Origin of the sequence: Symbiopectobacterium sp. (genome assembly GCF_051710365.1) — a bacterium.
In the GTDB taxonomy this organism is placed as follows: Bacteria; Pseudomonadota; Gammaproteobacteria; order Enterobacterales; family Enterobacteriaceae; genus Symbiopectobacterium.
This window is the reverse complement of record NZ_JBPETA010000016.1, coordinates 1-19660: the sequence shown is the minus strand read 5'-3', so window position 1 is coordinate 19660 and position 19660 is coordinate 1. Positions and strand designations below refer to the sequence as shown.

Genomic DNA, 19660 nt, shown 5'->3' with positions numbered 1-19660 from the left:
CGTGAGTCACTGCGTCAGCACCCCTGGCGGGTCACTACAGTTCCTGTTCGAACAGCGTCAAAATAGCGTCGAACAACTGCTTAACGCTAAAGCCGCGTGCTGGCGTGGTGAAAATGGTGTCATCCCCGGCAATGGTGCCCAGAATCCCTTCTGATTTCCCCAGTGAATCCAGCAACCGAGCGATCAATTGCGCAGCACCCGGACTGGTGTGAATAACCACAACCGCATCGTTATAATCGACATCCAGCACCAGATTTTTCAGCGGGCTGGTGGTGGTGGGTACACCCAGTTCTGCTGGCAGGCAATAGACCATCTCCATTTTGGCATTGCGCGTGCGCACTGCGCCAAATTTAGTCAGCATACGTGATACTTTTGATTGATTTATATTTTCAAAACCGTCGTCTTGTAACGCCAACACGATCTCGCTTTGAGAACTAAACTTCTCTTCCTTTAACAGCGCCTTGAACGCCTTGACCAAATCTTCCTGTTTCGTGGAGTTACGCATTCTGCACCGTGTGTTGTGATCGTTGATGCGTGCATTATGCAGTTGGGTGAATTTTTATGCAATATGGGCGCTTAAAGAAGTGACTCGGTAGGGTTCAGTACGATAATTGCGCTAAAATGTTTAAACGACGTAAGCGATGAAAAAAAACGAGCGTTTAGTCACATAAAAGTAAATAAAATGTTATCAAAATGAGGTTGTTTACTGGCTGCGGTTCGGTGTAATGTAGCCGCCATCGTACTGAACGTGATGCGCGCTGCATTATTTACTCACTTACTTATAACTTTACTTACCTTACAAATCACTCGGCAGATTTTGATTTATTATTAATGACATAGTTTTTTCTTTTCCATGACCTGATATCGAGGTCTCGGCATTGCCGACATCCGTTCGGTAAGCCGTTTAAACCTCCTGATTTTATTCATGTCTGGCGGTTTATTGCACAAATTCACGGCATTTTTACTTTTACGATAATAAGGAGTTTAGGATGAAAGTTGCAGTTCTCGGAGCAGCAGGCGGTATCGGTCAGGCTCTCGCGCTCCTGCTCAAAACCCAGCTTCCTTCAGGTTCAGAATTATCTCTTTATGACATTGCTCCGGTAACGCCGGGCGTCGCCGTTGATCTGAGCCATATCCCTACAGCAGTATCCATCAAAGGCTTTTGCGGTGAAGACGCCACCCCTGCGCTGGTCGGCGCGGACATCGTTCTGATTTCGGCCGGTGTCGCTCGCAAGCCGGGCATGGACCGCTCCGACCTGTTCAATGTGAATGCGGGGATCGTGCGCAATCTGGTTGAACAGATTGCCCGCACCAGCCCGAAAGCCTGCATTGGTATCATTACCAACCCGGTTAATACGACGGTGGCGATCGCCGCGGACGTACTGAAAAAAGCCGGTGTGTACGACAAGAACAAGCTGTTTGGCGTAACCACGCTGGATATTATCCGCTCCAACACCTTTGTGGCGGAACTGAAAGGCAAGCTGCCGCAACAGGTTGAAGTCCCTGTGATTGGCGGGCACTCTGGTGTGACGATCCTTCCTCTGTTGTCACAAATTCCTGGCGTAACGTTCAGCGAGCAGGAAGTGGCGGATCTTACCAAGCGTATCCAGAACGCGGGCACGGAAGTGGTGGAAGCCAAGGCCGGTGGCGGATCGGCAACCCTCTCCATGGGTCAGGCGGCGGCGCGTTTTGGGCTGTCTCTGGTACGCGCTCTGCAAGGCGACGAAGGGGTAGTGGAATGTGCCTATGTGGAAGGTGACGGCGAGCATGCCTGTTTCTTCGCACAGCCGCTGTTGCTGGGCAAATCCGGCATCATTGAACGTAAGTCCATTGGCGCACTGAGCCCGTTTGAAAAACAGGCTCTGGATAACATGCTGGGCACCCTGAGACAGGATATCGAATTGGGTGAATCCTTTGTGAGTGGCTCAGTACGCGGTTAATCGGTGTCTAAACGCCAGATGATAAGCCGGAGAGAAGGTGCTCCGGCTTTTTTATATCAGGATTTTGGGTGGGGATCGTCAGGTCTGATAAGTTTTTTCCTATCAATCAGCATGTTACTTTTCGGATCGTAGTAACGGCTGGGCCAGATTTCAGCAGGGTGAATGTTGATTGCCTCGGCGATGAGCCATTCTCCCTTGGGCCAGGGGCGTGATATCGCATTGGCTAGAGTGGAGGAGCTTAATCCTGCTTCTCGTGAGACTGCCGCCAGCGTGGTGCCTTTTTTACGGAGTGCGGCAATGATATCGGCAGGGTGCCAGTTGTGTTTCCTTTCGCTCATAATCTTTCCTTCTTGCTACAAGATAATGGTCCATTGGTGGTGTAAATAACGCTCGTCAGTTAAACGCATGGAATGCGTGAACGGAATTAGGAAAAAATATAGCATTATATTTCCAATAATTTCCTTAACGTTGTTCCTAATAAATTAAATTTTGTAATGCATCGCACTATCAGGATGAAAGGCTATGAAAAAAGAGTGGTTCACCACTGCTGAATTGCTGGGGATGGCGGGATTGCCTAAAACACGGCAAGGGGTAAATAAACGTGCTCGGGAAGACGGGTGGGAAAAACGCCGTCATAAAGGGGTTCAAGGGCGCGGCATTGAATACTCCCTTTATAGCCTGCCAGAATTGGTGTAGCATTCGCTTTCACTGCAAGAAACCCCCCTCATCCTACGCAGTACGTCAGGCCGATATGTTGGCCGTCTGGATTCAGATCTATCAACAGTGCTCTGAGCAAGAAAGAGAGGCGCTGGTCGCGCATATCTTGCGTTACGGTATGGCCTCTGTGTTGTCTCAGTTGCGGATTTCATCGTCAGATGACACTGCGCCTGATGACCCCTCTGCTGCCTAAATCTATACTGATGCACTATTTTTGCGGATGGTGTACGCCCCGCTTGCCTGTCACTTTTTTCCCTTCTTTGTTCAGTTCCCGTTTCAACGTCAGCGTGCGTTTTAGTCCAATATATAACACTTAATCGCTAATTTAATCGGTAACGGTTACGCGTCATTAGGAGATAAATTGTTGCTTATGTTTTTATTATTGGAAACCAAGGTGGCGGTATGGAGCATCGACCGTCACCCTGGCGTGCGTTAATGCCGTTTATGGAGGATGTTGCGAATGGAAAAAGCATGGTTGACGCCCCAGGATCTACTGGGTATAGCAGGTTTGCCAAAATCGAGACAGGGCCTTAACAAACGCGCCAGAGAAGAAGGCTGGGAAAAACGTAAACGAAAAGGGGTGCAAGGGCGGGCCGTTGAATATGCGCGAGAGAGTTTACCGCAGGAGGTGCGCAAGCGGCTCCAGATTCGTGAGATGGCGGAAATGTCACCGCCAGCTTATATGACGCTTGCCAAACCGCTGCTGGCTTCCTGGATTCAGATATTTGAAAAACTCTCGATCAACGAGCAGGAAGCGTTGATCGATTTTGTGCTGCGCGAAGGCGCGATTGCCATGTTGTCACACCTCGAGATCGCAAGCGATCCCAACGCATCGACAACATAGCGCACGGACGCATTAATAATCGCGTTGAACGGCAATATGTGCCAGGCCTTCCAGTGCCTCACGGAAGGGGCTCGGCGGCAGCGCTTGAAGCGCGGAAATCGCTTTATCCGCCTCTTGCTCTGCACGCTGTCGGGTGTATTCCAGCGAGCCGCACTGCTGCATGGCAGCAAGCACCGGTTCCAGAAGATGGCGACCATTGCCCTCTTCGATCGCCTTGCGGATCATCGCACATTGCTCGCTATTGCCGTTACGCATAGCGTGTAACAGCGGCAGCGTGGGTTTGCCTTCGTTCAGGTCGTCACCGGTATTTTTACCTAAGGTTTTTCCGTCGGCGCTGTAATCCAGCAGATCGTCAATCAGTTGGAATGCTGTGCCGAGATAACGCCCATATTCCTGCAACGCTTTTTCCTGCTCATCGGTGGCACCCGCCAGAATCCCAGATGCTTGCGCTGCGGCTTCGAACAGGCGCGCTGTCTTGCTGTAGATGACGCGCATGTAACTCTCTTCGGTGATATCCGGATCGTTACAGTTCATCAGTTGCAGCACTTCGCCTTCAGCGATGACGTTGACTGCCTCAGACATCAGCGCCAGCACGCGCAGCGAGCCCAGGCTGGTCATCATCTGGAACGCGCGCGTATAGATGAAATCCCCAACCAGTACACTGGCAGCATTGCCGAAGGCGGCATTGGCCGTTTCCTTGCCACGACGCATATCTGATTCATCCACCACATCGTCATGCAGCAGCGTGGCGGTGTGGATAAATTCAATCAATGCTGCGACTGTCACATGTTTATCACCTTCATACGCCAGCGAGCGGGCGGCCAGCACGGCTATCATGGGACGAATACGTTTCCCGCCACCACCGATAATGTAATTGCCAATCTGGTTGATAAGTACAACATCTGAATTGAGTTGTGCCAGAATAACGCCATTGACGTCGTTCATATCATGGGCAGCTAATGCTGTGATCTGTTCTAGATTCATATCTGTGCCAGTGCTTTTTCTGTACGCCGTGGTTAGGGTCGGTTCCATACCGGCTTCAATGGTTATTATGGACTGATTGTACTTGAAAAATGGCACAGATAAATGGTCGTGAAGAACCTGTACTCTTTTTCTTCAATTCTCTCGAATCTGCACTTGTCATCGGTAGGTTTTTTGCGTAGAATTCGCGCCCTATTGTGAATATCTATAGCGCGCTCGAATAATCAATATGAGTACGCGGAAAGCGGAGTTTTATATGTACGCAGTTTTCCAAAGTGGTGGCAAACAACACCGAGTAAGCGAAGGTCAAACCGTTCGCTTGGAAAAGCTGGACATCGCAACTGGTGAAGTTGTTGAATTTGATCAGGTTCTGATGGTTGCTGATGGTGAAGAAATCAAAATCGGCGTTCCTTTCGTCGATGGTGGCAAGATCAAGGCAGAAGTTGTTGCCCATGGTCGCGGTGAGAAAGTAACGATCGTTAAATTCCGTCGCCGTAAACACTACCGTAAGCAAGCGGGCCATCGTCAGTGGTTCACTGACGTGAAAATTACTGGCATCAGCGCTTAAGACTTAGGAGAGCGGATTAAATGGCACACAAAAAAGCTGGCGGCTCGACTCGTAACGGCCGCGATTCCGACGCACAACGCTTGGGCGTAAAACGTTTTGGCGGTGAAAGCGTTCTGGCTGGCAACATCATCGTTCGTCAACGTGGTACTAAATTCCACGCGGGCACCAACGTAGGTTGCGGTAAAGACCACACTCTGTTTGCTTTGGCTGACGGTAAAGTCCAGTTCGAAGTTAAAGGCCCGAAAAACCGTAAATACATCAGCATCGTTGCTGAGTAATTTTTCGCGTCAGGTCTGACAGATATAAGCCCCGCAATTCGTTGCGGGGATTTTTACATTTCCATATCCCTTCACCACCCGCAATAAACTGAGAGAACCATGCAGACGAAACAGCAGGTTGGCATCGGGCTGAGCCTGGCCTTGACGACGGCAGTATGCTGGGGTGCACTACCCATTGCCATGAAGCAGGTGCTTGTTGTCATGGAACCCTATACCGTGGTGTGGTATCGATTTTTTATGGCCTCGATCGGGCTTGGGATCATTCTTTTCTCTCGTGGTCAGCTACCGCCGTTGCGTCTTTTTCGCCATCGGCGCTGGTGGGTGTTGTTGTTGATTGCCACTGGCGGGTTGCTGGGTAACTTTGTGCTGTTCAGCTCCTCACTCAAGTTTTTAAGCCCGACCACATCGCAAGTGATTGGACAACTTTCCCCGGTGGGAATGATGTTCGCCAGCGTGCTTATTCTGAAAGAGAAAATGCGTGGCACGCAGATTATCGGTGCCACCCTGTTGCTGTGCGGTATGTTGCTGTTTTTCAACGCCAGTCTGATCGAGATTTTTACCCGACTGACGGATTACACCCTTGGCGTGTTGTTGGGAATGGGCGCCGCTATGGTGTGGGTGAGTTACGGCGTGGCACAAAAAGTATTGCTGCGCCGCTTGTCCTCACAACAGATTTTACTGCTGCTGTATGTCCTGTGCGTATTGTGCATTACGCCGTGGGCGCACCCTGAGACCATCTTCCAACTGACCCGCTGGCAGTTGATTTGTCTGCTTTTTTGCGGCCTGAATACACTGGTTGGCTATGGTGCATTGGCTGAGGCGATGGCGCGCTGGCAGGCGGCACAGGTGAGTGCCATTATTACATTGACGCCGCTGTTCACGCTGTTGTTCTCTGACCTGCTGGCAATCCTGTGGCCGCTCTATTTTGCCACACTGGCGTTGAATCTTGTTGGTTATATCGGTGCGTTTGTGGTGGTCTCCGGGGCCATGTTTTCCGCGATTGGGCACCGTTTTTTTCCGGGAAGAAAACGCGATAATGTCATACCGGTGCCAAAGTAACGCGCGCTAGCCTGACGCTATCGATGGTTGTGTGCACTGTTTATTTTTAATACAGATGAAATCCACGCGGGAAGCGGGTACAATGCCGCTCCCTTGCGAGGCAGGTTCTATTACGTTCCGTTTTTTGCATGATGCGCGGCGATCATTCACGCGTCATGCCATGAAAGCATCACGCCAAAGAGAACCGACAATGTCCTGATGCATGGCGTCTGATGATAGGTGATCTCTATAGGTTGTTGCGGAGAGAGTGAATGAAGTTTGTAGATGAAGCTACCATTCTGGTGGTGGCTGGTGACGGCGGTAATGGCTGTGTTAGCTTCCGTCGTGAAAAATATATCCCCAATGGTGGTCCGGACGGCGGCGACGGCGGCGACGGCGGTGACGTTTATCTGTTGGCGGATGAGAGCCTGAATACGCTGATCGATTTTCGCTTTGAGAAATCGTATCGCGCAGAGCGCGGTCAGAACGGGCAAAGCCGCGATTGTACCGGCAAGCGTGGTAAAGATATCACCATCAAGGTGCCGATTGGTACTCGCGTGTTGGACGAAAGCACCGGAGAGGTGCTGGGCGATATGACGTGCCACGAGCAGCGTTTGATGGTGGCGAAAGGTGGCTGGCACGGGCTGGGTAATACCCGTTTCAAATCGTCGGTTAACCGTGCGCCGCGCCAGAAAACCAGCGGTACAGCAGGCGAAGAGCGTTCTCTGATGCTGGAATTGTTGCTGCTGGCAGATGTCGGGATGCTGGGGCTGCCGAATGCCGGTAAATCGACGTTTATTCGCGCGGTGTCTGCCGCTAAGCCCAAGGTGGCGGATTATCCCTTCACCACACTGGTGCCTAGCCTGGGCGTAGTGCGTATGGACAGCGAGAAAAGCTTCGTCGTGGCCGATATTCCTGGGCTGATCGAAGGCGCTTCCGAAGGCGCGGGTCTGGGGATTCGTTTTCTCAAACATCTGGAACGCTGTCGCGTGCTGCTGCACCTGATCGACCTTGTGCCGATCGACGAATCCGATCCGGTAGAGAATGCCAAAGTGATCGTCAATGAGTTGCAGCAATACAGTGCTTCTCTGGCGGAAAAACCGCGTTGGTTGGTGTTCAACAAGGTCGATCTGATCGAGAAAGAGGAAGCAGAGCAGCGCGCTAAAGCGATTGCCGAAGCATTAGGTTGGGAAGGTAAATACTACCTGATCTCTGCTGCTAACCGTTCTGGTGTCAACGCACTGTGCTGGGATGTGATGAACTTCCTGGAAACACAGCCGAAAGCCATGGCTATCGAAGAGAAAGGGCCTGAAAAAGTCGAGTTCATGTGGGACGATTACCACCGTGAACAGCTGGCCGCCGTGGAAAATGAAGCCGAAGAAGAGTGGGATGACGACTGGGACGAAGATGACGACGAAGGCGTCGAGATCATTTACCAGAAGTAATTCTCGGGCCGCTATCCTCCGGTGACGGAGGGTGTTGCTGACATCCTATCAGGCACGATCCCTTTTGGGGATCGTGCTTTTTTTACCTCAATTGTTCTGATAAAGATCTTTGTACAGACGATTTTCAAAGCGCGCCCGCGGTACACGGCGGGCGCGCTGATCTTCAGGTGGCACCGCATAGCCCGATAGGAATTGCACGAAAGCCATGCGCTGGCCGCTGGCCGTGGTGATAAAGCCCGCGAGGTTATACACCCTTGCAGTGCACCGGTTTTCGCAGAAACCTTGCCGTCAACGCCGGCTTCATGTAATCCGGCACGGTACTGTAAGGTACCGTTGTAACCTGCCAAAGGCAGCATCTCGATGAACTTCAATTCGTTATCGTGCTGGGCAATGTATTGCAGCGCTTGCATCATGGTGGCGGGTGAAATCAGGTTATGGCGCGACAGGCCAGAGCCGTCAACGACAATGCTGTTATCCAGATTGACGCCCGCTTTTTGTCGCAGTACCTGACGCACCGCGTCGGCTCCGGCGCGCCAGGTGCCTGGCACGCTGAATCGTTCATGTCCGATGGTGTGAAAAACGGTATCAGCAATCATGTTGTCTGATTTTTTCAGCATGATAGTGAGAAGGTCATGCAGCGGTGCGGATTGCGTCTGAGCCAGTACAGTGCCCGCGGGGCTTGATAGTGTCTGACGGCGTAAGCTGCCTGTGATACGGATATCCGCTTGTAAAAGCTCATCTTTAACGATGGCACCAGCATAGCTGGCACCATCCTGAATAGCGAAAGCCAACGGTAACGGTTCGGAGCGTTGCATCAGACAGCCGGTCAGTGTGAAACGGTTTAATTCGCCCGGCACCACGTCCAGTTCGCAATATTGTGCGTCAGACGAGCCTTTGGCTAGCGTGCGCACTTCGCTGAACATCTGGACCGGGTAGTAGGAGGCAACGCGAATAAACGCGTTGTCGCCCGCTTTAGGCGCGCTGTAGAGGGAGACGGAAAAGCAGTTGCGATCGACAATGGCTGCGCCCGGCGGTGCGCTAAAGCACTGTGTCATATCGTTCCACGGCCAGCCCGGGGCTTTGTCATGGCTGGCGAACACTGAGGTATCGATGATCACATCACCGGCGATACTCTGTACGCCGCGTTTTTTCAATTCGGCGATCATATTACGGATCTGCTGGCGCTTCAGTGTAGGATCGCCACTGAAACGCACTACCAAATTACCGTTCAATTTTCCGCCACTTACTGCACCATGACTTTCCAGTGTGGTCACGAAACGGTAATCTGGGCCTAGCTGTAGCAAAGCGGCTAACGCCGTCAACACTTTCTGGGTACTGGCGGGTAATGCCATTTGTTCACTGTTGTAAGCCACTGCGGGACTACTGGCACCTATTTTCTGTGCCAAGAACGCCAAATTAGCGCCATCCGGCAGGTATTGAATGTGATCGTTAATGCTTGCTGCGTGAGCCGGTAACACAGAGCTCTGTAGCACAACCGCGCAGGCAAGTCCGGAAAAAGTCGATAAAAAACGCATAATCTCAGCTTACAACAGGGTAACGTGAGGTCATACTACGGCGCAATGCGGTCTAAAGTAAACGATGACCCTTATGGAACTCTGGGTTAAAATACGTATCAAAATGCAAAATCGCTCCTGACCTGAAACCTTGTTCCGGGTCAGGTTACTTTTGTTTATCGCCAGGGAGCGCTGGCATACCGACCGTCTGTCGCATCGTTCGTTGAAGCGTCAGGATGACGATAATGAATGTCTTACAAGTTTCTTAGAGGTTTGAAGATATGAAACAATTTCCGATGACATTGCGTGGTGCAGAAAAACTACGTGAAGAGCTAGAATTCTTGAAAGGCACTCGCCGTCCGGAAATCATTGCGGCGATTGCTGAGGCTCGTGAACACGGTGATTTGAAAGAGAACGCTGAGTACCATGCGGCACGTGAACAGCAGGGTTTTTGCGAAGGCCGCATTCAGGAAATCGAAGCCAAGTTGTCCAATGCGCAAGTGATTGATGTGACAAAGATGCCAGCCAGTGGGCGCGTCATTTTTGGTGCAACGGTGTCCGTGATGAACCTGGACACAGAAGAAGAACAGACCTATCGCATCGTGGGTGATGATGAAGCGGATTTCAAACAAAACCTGATTTCTGTGAATTCGCCGATTGCCCGTGGGCTGATTGGCAAAGAGCAGGATGATGTCGTGACCATCAGAACGCCCGGTGGTCTGGTCGAGTATGAGATCCTGAAGGTCCAATATCTGTAATTTCGCCGATTAAATCGGCAAATTGTGTAAAGAAAAGCAAAAGGCCGCATGCGGCCTTTTCTCTAACGAACGGGCATGGCACCTTTTCGTTAAATGTGAAACACGGTGATATAATTGGTTACTTGGGTAACACAATTTTACGTTCTTTCGACGGGCGATACAGAACCAGCGTATGGCCGATAACCTGAACGTTACAGGCACCGGTTTCGCGGATAATGGCTTCAACAATCAATGCCTTAGTATCCCGATCTTCAGTTGCAATTTTAACTTTGATCAGCTCATGATGTTCTAGCGATTGTTCAATTTCGGCCAGAACACCTTCGGTAAGGCCATTGTTACCCAGCATAACCACTGGTTTTAGCGGGTGGGCCAAGCCTTTCAGGTGCTGTTTTTGTTTGTTGCTTAGATTCATGTGTCTTTTTTACTTAGGTTGGGATTGAAAACGGGTCATTCTACCGCCATCTCACCATTATAACCAATTTGGTGACGTTGATGGGCCGATCTTTAGCGGCGTCGTTGAGCGATACCGGTTGTAAATGGCACGTTGATGTTTTATAGCGAGTGGGTTGTACATGACAAGTTGGTTGTACATAACAAAAAGTTGGAAAGCCGATGGCAAATAAAAAGCGTTCTGCAAGCTCCAGTTGCTGGTTGCAGGAACACTTTAGCGATAAATATGTACAGCAGGCGCAGAAAAAAGGGCTACGCTCCCGCGCTTGGTTTAAACTGGATGAAATACAGCGCACTGACAAACTGTTTAAACCGGGCATGACTGTGGTGGATCTGGGCGCTGCGCCTGGTGGATGGTCTCAATACGTGGTGACGCAGATCGGCAATGCGGGCAGGATCATCGCGTGCGATATTTTAACAATGGATCCCATCGTTGGTGTCGATTTCCTTCAAGGCGATTTTCGTGATGAATTAGTGCTTGGCGCCTTGATGGAGCGGGTAGGGGATAATAAAGTTCAGGTTGTGATGTCAGACATGGCACCCAACATGAGCGGGACCCCCGCCGTGGATATTCCAAGAGCCATGTATCTGGTTGAGTTGGCGTTGGAAATGTGTCGGGATGTTCTGGCACCGGGCGGAAGTTTTCTGGTGAAGGTCTTTCAGGGAGATGGCTTTGATGAATACCTGCGACAAATTCGCTCTCTGTTCACAACAGTGAAGATTCGTAAGCCTGATGCTTCGCGTGCTCGTTCTCGTGAAGTGTACATTGTAGCGACAGGGCGTAAACTGTAGTACCCTAACGCTGTTTTTTAACACAGTTGTAATATGAGGTTAATCCATTGAGTGACATGGCTAAAAACCTGATTCTCTGGCTCGTCATCGCAGTGGTGCTGATGTCCGTATTCCAGAGCTTTGGGCCCAGCGAGTCAAATGGCCGCCGGGTGGATTATTCTACCTTCTTGACAGAGGTGAATCAGGAGCAGGTCCGTGAAACACGTATTAACGGGCGTGAGATTAACGTTACAAGAAAAGATGGCAACCGCTACACCACCTTCATTCCTGTTAACGATCCCAAGCTACTGGATAACCTGCTGACCAAGAATGTGAAAGTGGTTGGTGAACCACCGGAAGAGCCGAGCCTGCTGGCATCGATCTTTATCTCTTGGTTCCCGATGCTGTTGCTGATTGGCGTCTGGATTTTCTTCATGCGTCAGATGCAAGGCGGTGGCGGTAAAGGCGCCATGTCCTTTGGCAAAAGCAAAGCGCGCATGCTGACCGAGGATCAAATTAAAACCACGTTTGCTGACGTCGCTGGCTGTGATGAAGCCAAAGAGGAAGTGAGCGAACTGGTGGAGTACCTGCGTGAGCCTAGCCGCTTTCAGAAACTGGGCGGTAAAATCCCGAAAGGCATCCTGATGGTAGGGCCGCCGGGAACAGGTAAAACCCTGCTTGCCAAGGCGATTGCCGGCGAAGCGAAGGTGCCATTCTTCACCATTTCCGGTTCTGACTTTGTTGAAATGTTCGTGGGTGTCGGTGCATCTCGTGTGCGTGACATGTTCGAGCAGGCGAAAAAAGCAGCGCCTTGTATCACCTTCATTGATGAAATCGATGCCGTCGGTCGCCAACGTGGTGCGGGTCTGGGCGGTGGTCATGATGAACGTGAACAAACCCTGAACCAGATGCTGGTTGAGATGGATGGTTTTGAAGGCAACGAAGGCATTATCGTGATTGCCGCAACCAACCGTCCTGACGTGCTTGACCCTGCATTGCTGCGTCCGGGCCGTTTTGACCGTCAGGTGGTGGTTGGCCTGCCGGATGTTCGTGGCCGTGAGCAGATCCTGAAAGTGCACATGCGTCGCGTTCCCTTGGCGACGGATATGGATGCCTCGGTGATTGCGCGCGGTACGCCAGGCTTCTCCGGTGCCGATCTGGCAAACCTGGTGAACGAAGCGGCACTGTTCGCTGCACGTGGTAACAAACGAGTGGTCTCCATGGTGGAGTTCGAGAAAGCCAAAGACAAGATCATGATGGGTGCAGAACGCCGTTCTATGGTCATGACGGAAGCGCAGAAAGAGTCTACCGCTTATCACGAGGCGGGCCATGCGATTATTGGTCGTCTGGTGCCGGAGCACGATCCGGTGCACAAAGTCACCATTATTCCGCGCGGTCGTGCGCTGGGTGTGACTTTCTTCTTGCCGGAAGACGACGCGATCAGCGCCAGTCGTCAGAAGCTGGAGAGCCAAATTTCTACGCTGTACGGCGGTCGTCTGGCGGAAGAGATTATCTATGGTGCAGAAAAGGTCTCTACCGGTGCCTCGAACGACATCAAAGTGGCAACGTCTATTGCGCGTAACATGGTAACGCAGTGGGGCTTCTCAGAAAAACTGGGGCCGTTGCTGTACGCAGAAGAAGATGGTGAAGTGTTTCTGGGCCGTTCTGTTGCCAAGGCCAAACACATGTCTGACGAAACGGCGCGCATTATCGATCAGGAAGTCAAATCGCTGATTGAGCGTAACTACGTGCGGGCACGTGAACTGTTGATGGCGAATATGGATGTGCTGCATTCGATGAAGGATGCGCTGATGAAGTACGAAACTATCGATGCGCCGCAAATTGATGATTTGATGTCACGCCGTGACGTGCGCCCGCCAGCGGGATGGGAAAGTGCACCGGCCAGCAACAATGAACCGGGCAACGGTGGCGGTACGCCGACCGCAGCACAGCCAAGCTGATAAGCGATAAGTGCAGCCCACAGCGTGCACGGTTATAGCAGCGTTATGTGATAGTGTTGTCCGGTCATAGCGCTGTTGACCCCCTCTTTTAAAACCCGGCTTGCCGGGTTTTTCTTTATTGATAAACCGGTTGTTAAAGGAAGAAGGTGATGAAACTAATTGCCCGTGATGCCATTTTGGATCTCACTCATCCTCAAGTGATGGGGATTCTCAACGTTACGCCGGATTCATTTTCCGACGGCGGAAAATACACCGCTCTCGATGAAGCTATCTGCCATGCGCAAGAGATGGTCAACGCGGGGGCCACGCTGATTGATATCGGTGGCGAATCTACCCGTCCCGGTGCAGCGGATGTCAGCGTGCAGGAAGAACTGGATCGCGTTATCCCAGTGGTTGAAGCCTTGGCGGCGCGCTTTGATGCCTGGCTCTCGGTTGACACGTCCAAGCCCGAGGTGATTAGCGCAGCAGCGCAGGCTGGTGCGCATCTGATTAACGATATTCGTTCATTGCAGGAACCGGGCGCACTGGAAGCCGCGGCGGCAACCGGGCTACCAATTTGCCTGATGCATATGCAAGGCCAGCCGAAAACCATGCAGCATAACCCGCACTATGACGATGTGGTGGCCGAGGTAAGCGCCTACTTCCAACAGCAGATCTCACGGTGCGCCGAGGTTGGCATTGAAAAAGATCGCCTGCTGCTGGATCCCGGGTTCGGGTTCGGTAAGAATTTGTCGCATAATTACCGCCTCCTGGCACATTTGCAGGAGTTGCATCATTTTGGTTTACCGCTGCTGGTCGGGATGTCGAGAAAATCTATGGTGGGACAACTGCTCAATGTTCCTCCGCTCCAGCGCGTACATGGTAGCGTCGCCTGTGCAGTCATTGCTGCCATGCAGGGCGCGCATATTATTCGCGTTCACGATGTCAAAGCGACGGTTGACGCGATGCGAGTTGTCGAAGCCACGTTGGCAGAGAAGGAATAATAACGAATGAGTAACCGCAAATATTTTGGTACGGATGGTGTGCGTGGCAAAGTGGGCGAGACGCCTATCACCCCGGATTTCGTGTTAAAACTCGGTTGGGCAGCCGGTAAGGTGCTGGCGAGCCACGGATCGCGCAAAATCATTATCGGCAAAGACACGCGTATTTCTGGCTATATGCTGGAATCCGCGCTGGAAGCCGGGCTTGCCGCCGCCGGGTTATCGGCCTCATTTACCGGCCCGATGCCGACACCTGCCGTGGCGTATCTGACGCGCACTTTCCGTGCTGAAGCGGGCATTGTTATCTCTGCATCACACAACCCCTACTACGACAATGGCATCAAATTTTTCTCTATCGATGGCACCAAACTGCCGGATGACGTCGAAGAGGCCATCGAAGCGGAGCTGGATAAACCGCTGACCTGCGTAGAATCCGCTGAGTTGGGCAAAGCGAATCGCATTGTGGATGCTGCCGGGCGCTACATTGAATTTTGTAAGAGCACGTTCCCGAATGAACTGAGCCTGAGTGGGTTAAAAATCGTGGTGGATTGTGCCAATGGTGCGACTTACCACATCGCTCCGAGCGTGTTGCGTGAACTTGGCGCAAAAGTGATTGCCATTGGCTGTGAGCCAGACGGCATGAATATCAACGAATCCTGCGGTGCAACAGATGTGCGTCAGCTTCAATCCCGCGTGTTGGCGGAGAAGGCGGACGTTGGTCTGGCGTTTGATGGCGACGGCGATCGGTTGATCATGGTGGATCACGAAGGCAATAAGGTCGATGGCGATCAGATCCTCTATATCATTGCGCGTGAAGGGTTGCGCCAAGGGCAGCTGCGCGGCGGTGCGGTGGGTACGCTGATGAGCAACATGGGCCTGGAACTGGCATTGAAGCAACTGGGTATTCCGTTTGCTCGCGCCAAAGTGGGCGACCGCTATGTGCTGGAAAAAATGCAGGAGAAGGGCTGGCGCATCGGCGCAGAGAACTCCGGGCATGTCATTCTGCTGGATAAAACCACCACGGGTGACGGCATCATTGCTGGCCTTCAGGTGCTGACGGCGATGGTGCGCAACCATATGTCGCTGCACGATCTCTGTAGCGGCATGAAATTGTTCCCGCAGGTGTTGGTCAACGTGCGCTTCACCGGCAGCAGCGATCCGCTGGAAAGCGACGTCGTGAAAAACGTGGTGTCAGAGGTGGAGAAAACGCTGGGGGGACGCGGTCGCGTACTGTTGCGGAAGTCTGGTACAGAGCCTTTGATTCGCGTTATGGTCGAAGGGGAAGATGAAGCTCTGGTTGTCAGCCTTGCCAATCAGATTGCGGATATTGTGAAGGCTGCGCATTAATTTCTCGGGTATCGGGCTGTCTTTGTGGACTATAACGGAGACAGCTTCTGTACCCATTGAGGGGTTTAGCCGTTTTTTTCCGCAATCGCATTGATCTTTCTAAAATACACTTGCGTCGCCCAGTGGGTTTAGTTAGCATTTAGACCCGCTCTACCGGGGACAAATGCTGTCCGCTGAGCGAGATGTGTGCGGTTTGCCGCGAGAATTTAGCCTCCTCATCTGATGATGGGGAAACAGTTACGGGTACTATCATGTACGAAGCTCTTTTAGTCATTTTCCTGTTGGTTGCATTAGGCTTGGTAGGTCTGATCATGCTGCAACAAGGTAAAGGTGCTGATATGGGTGCCTCGTTCGGAGCTGGGGCGTCTGCGACGCTGTTCGGTTCGAGCGGTTCCGGTAACTTTATGACACGTATGACCGCTGCATTGGCGACGTTGTTTTTCGTCCTCAGCCTGGTCTTAGGGAACATGAGTTCACATCAGAGCAAGGGTGGCAGTGAGTGGGATAATCTGGGCCAGCCAGCTCAGGTTGAACAGCCTGCTACGCCAGCAGCACCGGCTGCGCCTGCGAGTGACATTCCCAAGTAATTGAAAGATTTCGGATGCCGAGGTGGTGGAATTGGTAGACACGCTACCTTGAGGTGGTAGTGCCCGATTGGGCTTACGGGTTCAAGTCCCGTCCTCGGTACCAATAATAAGAAAAGACGTCGATTGACGTCTTTTTTTATCTTTACTTTGCGCGTAACGGGCTTTCCCTTCCTTTTCCCTCCGCGTTGCCCTGATGCCCATTGGACACCAGGGCGGCTACCTTAGAATGCTTGCAGCGTACTGATTTTACCCTGTTGCCATTCACTTTCCGATTGGCGCAGCGCATTGCTGATGTCCACCAGTTTATCGGAGGGCAGCGTTTTGGGCAGCAGGTCCAACCCAACGCTGGAGATAATCTGCTCGTAGGTGTTACGCAGTTCCGCATAGGCGAGATCCTGACGTAAATCGGCGTTTAACGCATTCAACTCCCCTTGAATCAGTTGCAACTCCCCGATGCTGTTAGCCTGATAGCGGTTTCTCAACTGCTGGGCAATTTGACTATCCAAATCACGCAGTTCTGCGCTGGTTTTATACTGGCGCAACGATTCATTATAGTTGGCACGTGCCACATATAACTGCGCCATGATGGCCAGCGACATGGCTTGACGCTGGATCTCTGCCACCTGCTCGTTGGCCTGAGCGGTTTTGCGTGCCGCAGGGCCGGACATCAGGTTGAACAGGTTCCATGTGGTTTTGACGCCGACATCGGCCCAACTGTTGTTAACCAGGAAAGAGTTGCTGTCGTAATGCCCCCCTGCACTCAGCTCAATACCCGGCAACATACGCAACAGCGCCTTACGGGTTTCAGCCGCGTGAATACGGACCTGATAATCTTGTTCCCGCAGTTCTGGTCGGCTGACCAGCGCGGCTTCTTCGAGGGTTTTGGGATCTACGTTCAACTGCGGAACAATTTGCTCGCTGCTGCTCGGCAGTGCCAATTTGAACGGGGTATCCAGTGGCAGATTCATCAAGGTGGCAAGTTCAGTTTTGGCCAATGACAGTGCCCGGCGCTGTTCTTCCAATTGGCGAGTGGCATCGATCAGCGCCCGACGATAGCTCAATGCTTCAACAGGATCACCGACCTGTTGTTGCGTCATGCGCTCACTGGCGTCACGCGCCTGATTTACCCGTGCGATCAGCCCATCAATTTGTCCCAGTAAACGCTCAGCCGCGACCGCACGCCAATAGGCAGAACGCACATCTTGCAGAATGGTATGTACCACCTTGCGCTTGCGTTCTTCAGCAATCCAGCGCTGATCGGATTTCTGTTTGGTGCTGACGTAGCTGACGCCGAAATCGAGTACGTTCCATACCATGGTGAGATCGGCAACGTCGCGATCGCGATCTTGTGAGGTTGAATAAGGTACCGTCGTGGAACCGGTGTTAATGCTACGGCTGCTGGATGCGCTGACGTTATTCCGCCCCACGTAGCCTGCTGAGGCCGCCAGCTTTGGCAGCATGTCATAACGCGCCAGTTCCAGTTGTTGTTGGGCCAGAGCGTTTACCATCACCTTTAAACGTGATTCGAGGTTGTATTTCAGGGCGCGAGCCATGGCGTCATACAGGCCAACCGGCGCGGTGACCGGTTCTTGCTGGCTAAACATCGCCACCCGATCCTGCTGGCTGCGCTGCGTGCTTTCCGCCTTGGTAATGGGGTCGCTGGTGACGGCGCAACCACTGAGTGCGATTACCAATGTACTGAGACTAAAAAGTTTTCGTCCTTTTGCTCCTATTTCACCCCTGCCCAAGGTTGTTAGTGCCGACAACCAGCTTGCCACAAACATGTTCGTCATAACGTTAGCGCCTTTCCAATCTGTTGTAATTGCTGATGCAACGACGGGGTAAATGTCGCTGCGGTTTGTTCGATTGCAGGAGCCGAGTCACCGGTACTCGCCGTGTCTGGATGTATACCGATACCTTTCCAACTGCCGTGGTCAAACACCTCCATTGGCGTTAGCGACGGCAAGTAAATGCCGGAGAAAACGCTAGCGAGTGAGGACGAGCCGCCCAAAGCAGGATCCTTGCTGAAGCTTGGGAACGATCCCAATGAGCTATCAAACTGTGTACCGCTACTGAGCGCCCGCCCACCGGCGAAGGTCGACGCTATCTCACTGGTAGGCACGTTGTCCGCTGCGCGTTCGTGACGCGTTGAGGCAAAGATGCTGGACATCAATGAACCTGCTGCGGCTGTATTTCCGGTATTAAAACTGCCGAGTGAGTTTGCTGAGAACAGTGAGCCCAAGGCCTGTGGTGCAGCCCCCGCGGTCAGGGATTGCGGCGTTTGGCTTTCTCCAGAAGGGGGGGGCACTGGTACCGTTGGTCACGCGGAACTGCGGATCGCCGCTGGGAACATCCGCGCGGGTCACGGTCAGACTAAAGGTGCTGCTGATCGAGGCATCGCCATCATTGTCGGTCACCTTGATGCTCAGGCTGCCCACGTTGCCACTGCCCGGCGTACCGGAGAAGGTGCCAGTGGCCGGGTTAAAGCTGAGCCAGGCAGGTAGCGGCGAGCCATCTGCTAACGTGGCGCTCAGGGCCAGGTTATCCCCGTCAGGGTCGTTAAAGGTGCCCGCTGGCACGGTAAAGTTCAGGCTGCCATCCTGAGCAACATTCTGTGCTGGAATGGGTGTTGCGACTACCGGAGCATCGTTAATGTTGGTGATTGTCAGGCCAAAGCTGGTGCTGATCGAGGCATTGCTGCCATCGGTGGCGGTGACTTTGATACTCAGGTTGCCGACATCGCCATTACTCGGCGTACCGGAGAAGGTGCCGGTAGATGCATCGAAATGCAGCCAACTGGGCAACGCGGAACCATCGGATAAGGTGGCGCTGAGCGTCAGGGCATCGCCATCCGGATCGGTAAAGGTGCCTGCCGGAACGGTGAAATTGAAGCTACCATCCTGAGCCACGCTCTGCGGCGGGAGGGTGCCGGACACGACGGGTGCGTCATTCACATTGGTCACGGTCAGGCTAAAGCTGGTACTGACCGAGGCTGCGCCGTCATTGGCGGTCACCTTTATGCTCAGGTTGCCGACATCTGCATTGCCCGGTGTACCGGAGAAGGTATTGGTGGCCGCATTAAAGCTGAGCCAGCCTGGCAGCGGTGAACCGTCCGCCAGTGTGGCGGTCAGGGTCAGGGTATCGCCATCCGGGTCGGTGAAGGTGCCTGCCGGTACGGTGAAGTTTAGGCTGCCGTTTTGCGCCACGCTTTGTGCCGAGATGGGGGTGGCCACCACTGGGGGATTCCCGGTGACGATCGTCAAGGTCGAGGTGGCGCTGCTGCTGGCATCGTCGTTCACCGTCACGGAAATGGTGCGCGCGCCTGCACTCGGGGCAACAGCTACATTCACATAGACCCGTCATTCCGCACCTACTTTAAGAATAAATTCGACGGTATCGCTCGCCGAGAACATCAACGATGGTCTTGTGAATAGAATTGAGGTTGGATACTTGTGGTGGTCTGTCACCAATACTGAACTCA

General features: G+C 52.6%; 19 protein-coding genes, 1 tRNA gene and 2 pseudogenes. 14 read left to right on the top strand and 8 right to left on the bottom strand.

All coding sequences use genetic code 11. The annotated features are described in order from the left end of the window. Nucleotides 1-34: 34 nt before the first annotated feature. Nucleotides 35-505, bottom strand: a complete 471-nt coding sequence (argR, locus tag ACTBDZ_RS02755) for a transcriptional regulator ArgR (protein WP_438814149.1) — start codon at nt 503-505, stop codon at nt 35-37. Nucleotides 506-989: 484 nt separating this feature from the next. Between argR and mdh the strand changes: the two genes are divergently transcribed. After that, nucleotides 990-1940, top strand: a complete 951-nt coding sequence (mdh, locus tag ACTBDZ_RS02750) for a malate dehydrogenase (protein ID WP_438814148.1) — start codon at nt 990-992, stop codon at nt 1938-1940. 56 nt (nt 1941-1996) lie between these two features. On the opposite strand, the gene ACTBDZ_RS02745 is transcribed toward mdh, so the two are convergent. Beyond that, nucleotides 1997-2278 (bottom strand): helix-turn-helix domain-containing protein, encoded by a 282-nt coding sequence (locus ACTBDZ_RS02745; RefSeq protein ID WP_438814147.1) that lies wholly within the window; start codon nt 2276-2278, stop codon nt 1997-1999. 184 nt (nt 2279-2462) lie between these two features. Here ACTBDZ_RS02745 and ACTBDZ_RS02740 point away from each other — a divergent pair. Both ACTBDZ_RS02740 and ACTBDZ_RS02735 read left to right on the top strand, forming a co-directional pair. Then, nucleotides 2463-2850 (top strand): annotated as a pseudogene (locus tag ACTBDZ_RS02740) (DNA-binding protein). Between the two features lie 267 nt (nt 2851-3117). Then, on the top strand, nt 3118-3501 hold the full coding sequence (locus ACTBDZ_RS02735; RefSeq protein ID WP_438814146.1) for a DNA-binding protein: 384 nt from the start codon (nt 3118-3120) through the stop codon (nt 3499-3501). Between the two features lie 12 nt (nt 3502-3513). On the opposite strand, the gene ispB is transcribed toward ACTBDZ_RS02735, so the two are convergent. After that, nucleotides 3514-4485 (bottom strand): octaprenyl diphosphate synthase, encoded by a 972-nt coding sequence (ispB, locus tag ACTBDZ_RS02730; protein WP_438814145.1) that lies wholly within the window; start codon nt 4483-4485, stop codon nt 3514-3516. A 253-nt stretch (nt 4486-4738) separates the two neighbouring features. Between ispB and rplU the strand changes: the two genes are divergently transcribed. The 4 genes from rplU (at nt 4739) to cgtA (ending at nt 7811) form a co-directional block, all read left to right on the top strand. Continuing rightward, nucleotides 4739-5050 (top strand): 50S ribosomal protein L21, encoded by a 312-nt coding sequence (gene rplU, locus ACTBDZ_RS02725; RefSeq protein WP_222159511.1) that lies wholly within the window; start codon nt 4739-4741, stop codon nt 5048-5050. Between the two features lie 20 nt (nt 5051-5070). Continuing rightward, on the top strand, nt 5071-5328 hold the full coding sequence (gene rpmA / locus ACTBDZ_RS02720) for a 50S ribosomal protein L27 (protein ID WP_438814144.1): 258 nt from the start codon (nt 5071-5073) through the stop codon (nt 5326-5328). Between the two features lie 99 nt (nt 5329-5427). Continuing rightward, entirely contained in the window at nt 5428-6387 is a 960-nt protein-coding gene (locus tag ACTBDZ_RS02715; RefSeq protein ID WP_438814143.1) for a DMT family transporter, read from the top strand. Between the two features lie 251 nt (nt 6388-6638). After that, nucleotides 6639-7811, top strand: a complete 1173-nt coding sequence (cgtA, locus tag ACTBDZ_RS02710) for an Obg family GTPase CgtA (protein WP_438814142.1) — start codon at nt 6639-6641, stop codon at nt 7809-7811. Between the two features lie 87 nt (nt 7812-7898). On the opposite strand, the pseudogene dacB reads toward cgtA, so the two are convergent. Next, nucleotides 7899-9346 (bottom strand): annotated as a pseudogene (dacB, locus tag ACTBDZ_RS02705) (serine-type D-Ala-D-Ala carboxypeptidase). A 260-nt stretch (nt 9347-9606) separates the two neighbouring features. Here dacB and greA point away from each other — a divergent pair. After that, nucleotides 9607-10083 carry a transcription elongation factor GreA gene (greA, locus tag ACTBDZ_RS02700; RefSeq protein ID WP_438814141.1) on the top strand — a complete coding sequence of 159 codons (477 nt, stop codon included), beginning with the start codon at nt 9607-9609 and terminating at the stop codon, nt 10081-10083. Nucleotides 10084-10201: 118 nt separating this feature from the next. On the opposite strand, the gene yhbY is transcribed toward greA, so the two are convergent. Next, nucleotides 10202-10495, bottom strand: a complete 294-nt coding sequence (gene yhbY, locus ACTBDZ_RS02695; RefSeq protein ID WP_196906616.1) for a ribosome assembly RNA-binding protein YhbY — start codon at nt 10493-10495, stop codon at nt 10202-10204. 200 nt (nt 10496-10695) lie between these two features. Between yhbY and rlmE the strand changes: the two genes are divergently transcribed. The 6 genes from rlmE to ACTBDZ_RS02665 all read left to right on the top strand — a co-directional run bounded on the left by rlmE (nt 10696) and on the right by ACTBDZ_RS02665 (nt 16282). Then, nucleotides 10696-11325 (top strand): 23S rRNA (uridine(2552)-2'-O)-methyltransferase RlmE, encoded by a 630-nt coding sequence (gene rlmE, locus ACTBDZ_RS02690; RefSeq protein ID WP_438814140.1) that lies wholly within the window; start codon nt 10696-10698, stop codon nt 11323-11325. Nucleotides 11326-11372: 47 nt separating this feature from the next. Next, nucleotides 11373-13265: an ATP-dependent zinc metalloprotease FtsH gene (ftsH, locus tag ACTBDZ_RS02685; protein WP_438814139.1), complete on the top strand. Its 1893-nt coding sequence runs from the start codon at nt 11373-11375 to the stop codon at nt 13263-13265. 149 nt (nt 13266-13414) lie between these two features. Beyond that, nucleotides 13415-14248 (top strand): dihydropteroate synthase, encoded by an 834-nt coding sequence (gene folP, locus ACTBDZ_RS02680; protein WP_438814138.1) that lies wholly within the window; start codon nt 13415-13417, stop codon nt 14246-14248. Between the two features lie 6 nt (nt 14249-14254). Next, nucleotides 14255-15592 carry a phosphoglucosamine mutase gene (glmM, locus tag ACTBDZ_RS02675; protein ID WP_438814137.1) on the top strand — a complete coding sequence of 446 codons (1338 nt, stop codon included), beginning with the start codon at nt 14255-14257 and terminating at the stop codon, nt 15590-15592. 251 nt (nt 15593-15843) lie between these two features. Then, the gene (gene secG / locus ACTBDZ_RS02670; RefSeq protein WP_438814136.1) at nt 15844-16179 is read left to right on the top strand and encodes a preprotein translocase subunit SecG; all 336 of its coding nucleotides are present in this window, start codon (nt 15844-15846) and stop codon (nt 16177-16179) included. Nucleotides 16180-16195: 16 nt separating this feature from the next. Continuing rightward, nucleotides 16196-16282 (top strand) — tRNA-Leu (locus ACTBDZ_RS02665). Nucleotides 16283-16400: 118 nt separating this feature from the next. Here the strand turns inward: ACTBDZ_RS02665 and ACTBDZ_RS02660 are convergent. The 3 genes from ACTBDZ_RS02660 to ACTBDZ_RS02650 are packed head-to-tail and all read right to left on the bottom strand — an operon-like array spanning nt 16401 to nt 19529. Further along, complete coding sequence (locus ACTBDZ_RS02660) at nt 16401-17963, bottom strand: TolC family protein (RefSeq protein WP_438814156.1); 1563 nt, start codon at nt 17961-17963, stop codon at nt 16401-16403. Nucleotides 17964-17968: 5 nt separating this feature from the next. Continuing rightward, nucleotides 17969-18349, bottom strand: coding sequence for a hypothetical protein (locus ACTBDZ_RS02655; protein ID WP_438814135.1), 381 nt, complete (start codon nt 18347-18349; stop codon nt 17969-17971). Nucleotides 18350-18380: 31 nt separating this feature from the next. Beyond that, a complete protein-coding gene (locus ACTBDZ_RS02650; RefSeq protein ID WP_438814134.1) occupies nt 18381-19529 on the bottom strand; it encodes a putative Ig domain-containing protein in 1149 nt (382 codons plus the stop codon). Nucleotides 19530-19660: the final 131 nt, after the last annotated feature.